A 9,546-nucleotide genomic window follows, 5' to 3' on the forward strand; every position below is an offset into this window, starting at 1 on the left:
TCCCTTCCACTGGCACAGTGGCTGACGCACGAAGATAAAAGCCTCGCAGCGAAGGAGATGGCATGACGGAACAGAGCACCCTTGATAGCTCGCAGGCCTCGCCCGCGAAACGCGGTATCGGCCTGATCCCCGCGGCGCTGATCGCTCCACTCGCCGTGCCTGCGGCTTTCCTGGTCGTCCTGTTGATCTCGGCCGCCTCGAACGGCAATTTCGGCGCGTGGCATGGGGTGGATACGCTGCTCCTGGTGATCACCATCCCCACGTATGCCTGCATGATCGTTTTCGGCCTGCCGCTGGCGTTTTTCCTTCGTAGCTGCGGCATGCTCAATGCGATTCTGTTCTGCCTCGGCGGAAGTGTCGTGGGTGGGATTGCCTCGGCGGTGATCATGTCGACGCTGTTCGGTGCGTGGCAGCAGTCGCAGGCGGTTTATCTCGAAGGGGGTATCGGGGCCTTGCTGGGGTTGGTCGTGGCCGTGGCGTTTTGTCTGCTGGCGCGGGTGCCGGTGTTTGATGGGAAGAGGGCAGGGAGCGAGCCCTGAGGCGACCTGGGTCGCGGACGAGGCCCGTTCTGCACATTCCGGGCTGCGACGCTTTGCCCGGCGCCAGGGGCGGGGTGGGGAGTAAAATGGGTGGATCGCCACCCAGACAGGTCGCCACCATGAGCTTTCCCGCCGTTCGCATGCGCCGCATGCGTCGCGATGCCTTCTCCCGCGCTCTCATGCGTGAGAACGTCCTTACCGTCTCCGACCTGATCATGGTCGCCTTCGTCGTCGAGGGGCAGGGCGTGCGCCAGCCGGTGCCGTCGATGCCGGGCGTCGAGCGGTTGTCGATCGACGAGCTGGTGAAGCTGGGCGAGGAGTGCGTGGCCCTGGGTATCCCGGCGCTGGCGCTGTTTCCCTCCGTGGACGCCTCGGTGAAGACCGAGGATGCCCGCGAGGCATGGAATCCGGACGGCCTGTTCCAGCGCGCCACCCGCGAGCTGAAGAAGCGCTTTCCGGAGCTGGGCCTCATCGGTGACATCGCGCTCGACCCGTACACCACGCACGGCCAGGATGGCCTGATAGATGAGAACGGCTACGTGATGAACGAGCCGACGGTGGAAGCGCTGATCAGGATGTCGCTGGCCCAGGCCGAGGCAGGCATGGATTTCGTGGCGCCCTCGGACATGATGGACGGTCGCATCGGCGCCATTCGCGAGGCGCTGGAAGACGAGGGCTACATCCATACCCGCATCCTGGCCTATTCGGCCAAGTATGCATCGAGCTTCTACGGCCCCTTCCGCGATGCCGTGGGCTCCGCCGCCAACCTGGGCAAGGGCAACAAGCACACGTACCAGATGGACGTGGGCAACAGCGACGAGGCCCTGCGCGAGGTGGAGCTGGACATCACCGAGGGCGCCGACGCGGTGATGGTGAAGCCGGGCCTGCCGTATCTCGACATCGTGCGTCGCGTGAAGGACACCTTTGGCGTGCCGACCTTCGTGTACCAGGTAAGCGGCGAGTACGCGATGATCAAGGCGGCCGCACAGAACGGCTGGCTCGACGAAAAAGCCGTGGTGCTCGAATCGCTGCTGGCGATGAAGCGCGCGGGCGCAGATGCGATCCTGACCTACTTCGCCGTGGACGTAGCGCGCTGGCTGAAGAGCTGACGTTTGAACATGGCCCCAAGACGCGCCGGATGGGTACGGCGCGTCGGGCGATGTGATCCCATCGCGGTCGCTGTCCTCCCTTGCATGACATAATCCCCGGCAGCACGTCGGGAGTCGCTGGATGGACGGACATCACTTTCTCGAGACGGCGGTCGTCTTTCTTCTGGCGACGGTCATCGCGGTCCCCTTGACCAAGCGATTCCGGCTCGGTGCTGTACTCGGCTATCTGCTGGCCGGTGTCGCCATCGGACCTTCCGCGCTCGGGCTGGTCAGCGACACCGAAGGGGTCGCCACCATCTCCGACTTCGGCGTGGTGCTGATGCTCTTCGTCATCGGCCTCGAACTCTCCCCTTCACGACTCTGGGTCATGCGCCGCGCCGTCTTCGGCACGGGCAGCCTCCAGGTGGTCGCCTGTGCCACGGCACTGGGGGCCATCGGATACTTCCTCTTCGGCCTGACCTGGAAGGCCGCGCTCATCGTCGGTGGCAGCCTGGCGCTCTCATCCACGGCGTTCGGCTTGCAGATCCTTGCCGAACGCAAGGAAGCGGGCACGGTGTACGGACGCCAGGCCTTCGCCATCCTGCTGTTCCAGGATCTGGCCGCGATTCCGCTTATCGCAGCGGTGCCCTTGCTGGGCGGAGCCGTGGCGCGCGACACCCATGCGCCCGACCTGATGAGCGTGCTGCGCGTGGTGGGCACCATCTTTGCCGTGATCATCGGTGGTCGCGTGCTGTTGCGCCATGTGTTCCGCTTCGTGGCCCGGGCGAAGAGCACCGAGGTGTTCACCGCCACGGCCCTGCTGGTGGTGATGGGCACGGCATGGCTGATGGAAGTGGCGGGCATTTCCACCACCCTGGGTGCCTTCCTCGCCGGCCTGCTGCTGGCGGATTCGGAATACCGTCACGAGCTCGAATCGAATATCGAGCCCTTCAAGGGTTTGTTGCTCGGCCTGTTCTTCGTCAGCGTCGGCATGTCGGTGGATCTCGCGTTGCTGGTCGCCAAGCCGCTGCTGGTCATCGGCATGGTGCTTTTGCTGCTGGCCGTGAAGGCGGCGCTGATCGTGCCGCTGGGGCGTCTGGTCGGCTCACTGACCGGAGCCGATTCCGTTCGATTGGCGGCGGTGCTCGCCAGTGGCGGCGAATTTGCCTTCGTGATCCTCAACCTGGCGCAGCAGAAGCGCCTGATCGACGACAGCCAGCGCGGGCTGATGGTGATGGCGATCTCGCTGTCCATGGCGCTAACGCCGCTGCTGGTGCTTGCCGCATCGCGGCTGGTGCACGAGAAGGTGCGCAAGCCGGATCGCGAGTTCGATCACATCGAAACGGATACGCCGCGCGTCATCATCGCCGGCTTCGGGCGCATGGGTCAGATCGTCGCCCGTGTGCTGCGTGCGCAGGGCATCCAGTTCGTGGCGCTGGAAAGCTCGGTCGAGCAGGTGGAAACCTCGCGTCGCTTCGGCGGTACGTCGCTGTTCTTCGGCGATCCGGCGCGTCCGGAAATGTTGCGCGCCGCGCAGGCGGACAAGGCCGAGGTGTTCGTGATTGCCACGGACGATCCTGAAGCCAATATCCGTACGGCGCGACTTATTCGTCGCCAGTATCCGCATCTGAAGATCGTGGCGCGTGCGCGTAACCGTCAGCATGCGTTCCGGCTGATGGATATCGGTGTGGAAGATCCGGTGCGCGAGACGTTCTATTCCAGCCTGGAAATGACCCGTCACGTTTTGGAGTCGCTCGACATGCCGGCCGACGTGGTCGAGAGTCGCATCAAGCGTTTCCGCAAGCTGGACCACCAGACCCTGCGCGCGCAATACCTCGTATATGACGACGAGGCCGCACTGGTGCAGACCTCGAAAGAGGCGCTGCACGATCTACAGCAGCTGTTCGAGGCCGATGCGGCGGAAGAGCGGGAGCGGTCGGAGAAGTAGGCTTCCCAGCCGGTTGGCATACCCGCTTGTGTAGGAGCGCGCCTTGCGCGCGACCGTTTGCAACGTCCCGCCGCCAACCGAAAATCCCTCCCTGGAAGGTGTGGGAACCAATCGCATCGGCGATGGGTGCTCGCGAAAGCATACCTATCGCACCGTCGCCATCGCCGACACGCTCGGTTCCCTCCGCCGGTCGCGCGCAAGGCGCGCTCCTACAAAAAAGCCCCCGAATACGGGGGCTTTTGCGTCAGTCCGGTTGGGCCGGTTGCCGGAGGGTCTGGCGCACGCTGGGCACAGCCCCCTGCCGTACACCGAGTTCGTGGGCGATGTCGACATATCCAAGATGGCGGGCCACATCGCCGGCCGTGCGTCCGAAGGCATCCGCCGCGTTGCGGTTGGCGCCGCGATGCAGGAGTACGCGTGCCGGTGCCAGCAAGGCATGCATGGCGCACGCGTGCAACGCACTGACACCACGATGGTCGGCGTGTTCCATCTTCGCGCCGGCATCGAGAAGCACGGGAACCAGCGCACCCAGGTGCGTGGCGTCGGCATCGCTGCCGGGGCGCATGTGCGAGCCGAGCAGCAACAACAGGGACGTGGCGCCGTCCTTGTCGGCCTTGTTCACGTCGGCGCCCTTGCCGATGAGGATGTCGAGCAGGCGTCGTGCACGCAGGCTGTCGCTGCTGCTGAAGCAGTACTGGGCAGCAGCATGCAGCGCGGTGTGCCCGTGTGCATCTTCGGCGTTGGCTTCGGCGCCGCCCGCGAGCAGGCGTTCGACGATATCCGGATAGCCAAGGGCGGCCGCGATCATCAGCGCCGTGGTATCGCCAGGCAGGCGCTGGTCCGCGGCGACGCCGCGCGAAAGCAGTAAGTCGACGACACCGTCGCGACGCGTGTTGACCGCAGCAACGAGCGGCGTGACACCCGACGTGGCGCTGGCGCTCGCGTCGGCACCGGCATCGAGCAGGCGCTGCACGACGTCACGCTGGCCGGCACCTGCCGCGCGCAACAGGCCGGTGGCACCCTGCGCATCCCGGCTGTCCACGGCGAAACCGAGTTCGAGCAGGCGTTCTACCGCATGCACATCACCGGCGGCGGCCGCGGCGGGAAGGTCGTCGGCGCGCAAGGGACGACGCGGAGGCTGCCAGACGGGCCAGCTGAGCCAGCGCTCGATCTCGCCCTGGCCGATGCCGAGACCGTAAGGCGTTTCGCCGTTGACGTCGGCAGCTTCCGGGTCGGCACCGTGCGAGACGAGCAGGCGGACCAGCGGCAACGGATTGCCGCCATGCTCCAGGGCGGCGTGAAGCGGCGTACGGCCGCCGCTGTCGCGGGCATTCGGATCGACGCCACGGGCGAGCAGCGCGCCGAGGATGGCGGCCTGTCCCGTGGCGGCAGCCATATGGACCGGCGTGCGGCTGCGGGCATCGGCACCGAACGGATCGGCGCCGGCCTCCAGCATCGCCAGCGGCAGGCGGGCGTCCACGCCGTCGAGACGGCAGATGGCCTGGCCCAGCAACCCCGTGCCTGCGGGAGATGCGCCTGCACGCATCAGTTGCAGCAGGGCATCGGCGGAGTGCGGAAGCTGGGGCAGCAGGGCGTCGAACAGGCGCCGGCCAAGGGCCGTGTCATCCCCCGGGGCGGTGGCGAGACGGGCGTCGGCGGGCAGGCCGTGGTCGAGCAGCCAGGCGCGGGCAGCGTCGTGGCCGCTGCCGGCAAGATCCACATACAGCGCAGCCAGTTCTTCCAGCGGCCACTCGCGGACCTTTCCATGAAACGTGGAAGCCACGGCCCAGTGTCCGAAGCGCAACGCGTCATAGAGATGCTGCGGCGAATCGGCGCCGGCCTCGGGTAGCACGGCTTCGCTCAGGGAGGTGGGTAGCGGCGTATCCGGGTCGAGCAGGGCCACGAAGTCCCAGCGGCCGGCCGAGGCGGCGTGGTCCAGTGCGCTGCGTCCGTCGGCGCCGGCTTCCTTCGGCTGGGCGCCGAGGGCGAGCAGGGCGCGGACGGTGGCGGCCTGCGCACGGGGCGACTGGCAGGCCAGGGTCAGCGCGTCGCGGCCATGGGCATCACGCGGCGACGCATCGGCCTGGGCCTCGGCCAGCAACTGCACGATGCCGTGCGCGCCCGAACGGGCGGCTTCCATCAGGGCAGTGGTGCCGTGGCGATCGGCGAGATTCGGATTGGCGTGGGCCTGGAGCAGCGCGCGGACGATCTGCTCGTGGCCTTCCGCGGCGGCGGCGATGAGAGCGGTGCGACCCTGCTGGCTCACGACGTTGACCGAGCCCTTGTGGCGCAGCAGCACCTTGATGCCTTCTGCGTCGTCGTCGGCAATGCCGGCGGCTGCCACCAGTGCCGGCTCGGCACCCACCGGCGCGGCCTTGGCACCGTGTTCGAGCAGGAAGCGCACGAGTGTCCAGTTGGCCGTGCGCGCGGCAATGGCCAGGGGCGTTTCGCCGGCGCCATTGATTGCATCCACGGGGGCGCCGGAGTCGAGCAGCATCGCGGCGATGGTCGGCTCCGCACACAGCACGGCACCGTGCAGGGCCGTGTTGCCTTCCGCATCGGTGGCGGCGGCGTTGGCACCATTGGTGAGCAGGGTCAGCACGGCTTCCGGGCGCCCATGCCAGCTGTCGCGCGTGGCGGCGAGCAGGGCGGTGAGGCCATGGTGGGGACGATCCACCTTCGCGCCACGCGCGATCAAGGCGCGCAGTAGGCGGGTATCCGGCGAGAGGGCGGCCAGGGTGAGCACCGGGCGCTGGTCACGGTCGCCGGGCTCAGCCTGCGTGTTCGGATCGGCGCCTGCTTCCACCAGCGCCACGGCGCGGGCGATATCGCCACTGCGCACGGCGGCGAGCAGCTCGCGCTCGCGCACGCCCGGCTCGCTTTCTTCCTGGCTCAGCACCGGAATGGGCTCGGGCGTGGGTACGGTATGGACCTGGCTCAGCTCCACGACCGGTTCGCGGCGGGGTTCGGCACGTGCGGTGCGGATATGGCCGCGGCGGTCACTGAGCAGGGCGCGTAGCGTGCGATTGGCGATCAGCATGCAACCCAGCGGCAGCAGCACCACGCCATAGATGCCCAGCGCGGCGATGCGCAGCTCGGACGGGAACACGCCATACAGGCCGGACAGCGCCACGGCACAGAACGCCAGCACCAGCAGGGCGAGGGCGGCGGGCAGGAAATGCGAGAAGAAACGTTCCTCGGCCGAGAGGTGACGCCCAAAGCTGACCGAACGGGCCACGGCGGTGAAGATCCAGGAGCCGTTGCCGCCGTCTTCCGGATAGGCGTCATCCCACAGGAACAGCAGGCCGAAGGCCGGCCACATGCGCCACAGGGCAGCCAGGGCCACCACCAGGGTGCCGGCCAGCAGCAGGGCGATGCCGAGGCTGGGTGCCTGGGTCAGGCGAAGCAGCGGCCACGCCACCAGAACGAACACCACGAACGTATAGACGGTGAAGATCACCACGTGCGCGGCGCCCCGGCGCAGGGCTGTGCGCAGGTAGCTGGATTCAGGGTCGAAGCCGATGGCGTGGCAGACCGCGCCCATGGCCAGGGCATTGGCGAGCAGCAGGGGTATCAGCGCCAGGGGTGACGCCGTGAGTCCGGCGCACGCGACGGCGACCAGGGCGGGAAGGAACCAGGGCAGAGCCTTGATGAGCGGCGGACGTCGACGTTTGGGATTGGCCATGCGCAGGAGTATACGAAGCAGGTTTGGGCAACGCGGTAACGTGGTGTTAACCCGCGTTCCACATGGCCGGGATGTGCATTTTCGGCCGGATCAGTTCCGGACGGAAGGATCGATGTCGAGTTCGCGGTTGTGATTGGGCCGGTTGCAGCTCACCAGGGTTTCGTTGGGTGGCGTCTGCAGGTGCCAGCCCTGGTCGCGCAGGCTGTCGAGGACGCGCTGGGTGTCCTCGTGGGGCAGTTTTCGCTGTGGAGTGAGTTCTACCTCAAGAGCGAAGCGCAGATCGCCCAGCATCAGGGCCAGGGTTTCGGGCAGGAGGTCGAAGCCGTCGCGGCGGCTGAGCCATACATAGGTATCGGGCTTGCGCAGGCTGGCGTAGACGAAGCAGTGCATGACGGCAGGTCTCTCGCTGCGACTCTTGGTGCATAACCCTAGCAAAAAGCGGGTGCCAGAGGGGGGCAGAACTTGCGATCGTTTCAAGGTTGTTGCGGTTGCACTTGCAAAAACTGCGTCAAGTCGTCCAGAGTTCAACCCCGGATTGTTAAACGCGCGTATGAAAACGGATAAGTTTTCAGATAACGCGACATCAACACAGAAGAAGAAGCAGGAGCCCCGCATGCAGATGAAACTCCGTACCCGCCCGCTGGCCGTTGCCGCCCTCACGCTGGCCATCGCCGGCGCGCTCGTGGCTCCGCAGGCCGCCCACGCCAGTGCCTTCCAGCTGAAGGAAAACAGCGCCAAGGCTCTCGGCCGCGCGTTCGCCGGTTCCACCGCCGCGGGCGACGACGCCTCGGTCATCGTGAACAACCCCGCCGCCATGAGCCTGCTGCAGGGCAACGTGTTCCAGGCCGACGTCACCGGCATCAACTTCAGCACCAAGTTCAAGGGCACGGCTTCCGACGCCCAGGGTCGTCCCATCTCGGGCGGCAACGGCGGCGACGCAGGCACCACCATGCCGGTCCCGGCGCTGTACTTCGCCACCCAGGTGGCCGACAAGTGGCACTTCGGTCTTGGCCTCACCGCCCCGTTCGGCTTCAAGACCGAATACGATAACGACTGGAAGGGCCGCTACAACGCCATCAAGTCCGACTTCAAGTCGCTCGACGCCACCCTGTCGGCCTCGTATGACGTCACCGACAACTTCGCCCTGGGCGTCAGCGCCATCGCGCAGAAGACCAGCGCCGAGCTCACCAGCGCCATCAATTACAACACCGTCGGCCTGGGCCTGATCCAGCGCGCTGCCGCCGCTGGCCAGATCTCGCCGGCCGCTGCCCGCCAGCTCGCCACCACCTATGCCACCGTCGTGCCCCCGGGCAGCGACGGCATCGCCCGCGTGAAGGGCGACGACTGGGCCTACGGCTGGCAGATCGGCGGCCTGTGGAAGATCACGGCGAACGATCGTCTCGCTCTGAACTACCGCAGCAAGATCAAGCACACGCTCGACGGCACCGGCAACTTCACCATGCCGTCCAACGTCACCGCCGTGCTGTCGAACCCGGCCGTCGGCGCCCTGCTGGGCACCGGCCAGCCGCCGTTCACCCACACCGACGGCACCGCCGGCTTCACCACCCCGGCCGTGGCCAGCGCCAGCTTCTGGCACCAGGACGTCAAGTTCGGCCTCGGTTTCGACCTGTCGTGGACCAAGTGGGATTCCTTCCAGAACCTCACCGTCAACTACTCGAACCCGAACCAGCCGCAGACCACCGAGAAGTACGCCTGGCGCAACAGCTGGTTCGTCTCGGTCGGTGGCGAGTACTACGTCAACGATCGCTTCACCGTCCGCGGCGGTGTGGCCGTCGACAGCACCCCGACCTACGACGACACCCGCTCGCCGCGCGTGCCGGACTCCACCCGCAAGTGGCTCGCCTTCGGTGTCGGCTACAAGGCCACCGAGAAGTTCGAGATCAACGCCGGCTACGCTCACATCTTCGTGAACAAGGCGCACATCGGCGGCGTGAAGAGCTCTACCAACGACCTGCTGGTCGGCGAGAACGACGACAAGGGCAACCTGCTCTCGGTCTCGGCCAAGTACCAGTTCTGATCCCCTCTCGGATCAGGGTCTGAAAAAAAACCTCCCCGGCAACGGGGAGGTTTTTTTATGCGCCGAAGCCCTGGCTTGTGTAGGAGCGTTGTCGCGTGGTTGATCGCCGGTTCGGTCGCGCGCAAGGCTGTAGTGGCCGGGTTTTTCAGGACCACCGATAGGAGCAAACTTCTCCTACGAGGTGATTCATGGGTCATAGAAAAATATCCGCGGCCATCAAGGTCGAGGCCGTGCGACTGGTCATCGAT

At 66.5% G+C, this 9,546-nt stretch carries 6 protein-coding genes; 4 read left to right on the forward strand and 2 right to left on the reverse strand.

Going from position 1 to position 9,546, the window contains the following annotated elements:
* The first annotated feature begins 62 nt into the window (after positions 1 to 62).
* From HBF25_RS02895 to HBF25_RS02905, 3 genes are all read left to right on the forward strand, one after another.
* The gene (locus tag HBF25_RS02895) at positions 63 to 539 is read left to right on the forward strand and encodes a hypothetical protein (protein ID WP_166946346.1); all 477 of its coding nucleotides are present in this window, start codon (positions 63 to 65) and stop codon (positions 537 to 539) included.
* Between the two features lie 119 nt (positions 540 to 658).
* On the forward strand, positions 659 to 1,648 hold the full coding sequence (hemB, locus tag HBF25_RS02900) for a porphobilinogen synthase (protein WP_166946348.1): 990 nt from the start codon (positions 659 to 661) through the stop codon (positions 1,646 to 1,648).
* A 121-nt stretch (positions 1,649 to 1,769) separates the two neighbouring features.
* On the forward strand, positions 1,770 to 3,575 hold the full coding sequence (locus HBF25_RS02905) for a monovalent cation:proton antiporter-2 (CPA2) family protein (protein ID WP_166946350.1): 1,806 nt from the start codon (positions 1,770 to 1,772) through the stop codon (positions 3,573 to 3,575).
* 244 nt (positions 3,576 to 3,819) lie between these two features.
* On the opposite strand, the gene HBF25_RS02910 is transcribed toward HBF25_RS02905, so the two are convergent.
* Both HBF25_RS02910 and HBF25_RS02915 read right to left on the reverse strand, forming a co-directional pair.
* Positions 3,820 to 7,260 (reverse strand): ankyrin repeat domain-containing protein, encoded by a 3,441-nt coding sequence (locus HBF25_RS02910; RefSeq protein ID WP_166946352.1) that lies wholly within the window; start codon positions 7,258 to 7,260, stop codon positions 3,820 to 3,822.
* Positions 7,261 to 7,350: 90 nt separating this feature from the next.
* Positions 7,351 to 7,650, reverse strand: coding sequence for a YcgL domain-containing protein (locus HBF25_RS02915; protein ID WP_166946354.1), 300 nt, complete (start codon positions 7,648 to 7,650; stop codon positions 7,351 to 7,353).
* Positions 7,651 to 7,873: 223 nt separating this feature from the next.
* Here HBF25_RS02915 and HBF25_RS02920 point away from each other — a divergent pair, with 223 nt between their 5' ends.
* Positions 7,874 to 9,298, forward strand: a complete 1,425-nt coding sequence (locus HBF25_RS02920; protein WP_166946356.1) for an OmpP1/FadL family transporter — start codon at positions 7,874 to 7,876, stop codon at positions 9,296 to 9,298.
* Positions 9,299 to 9,546 lie beyond the last annotated feature (248 nt).

This window comes from Luteibacter anthropi (assembly GCF_011759365.1).
In the GTDB taxonomy this organism is placed as follows: domain Bacteria; phylum Pseudomonadota; class Gammaproteobacteria; order Xanthomonadales; family Rhodanobacteraceae; genus Luteibacter; species Luteibacter anthropi.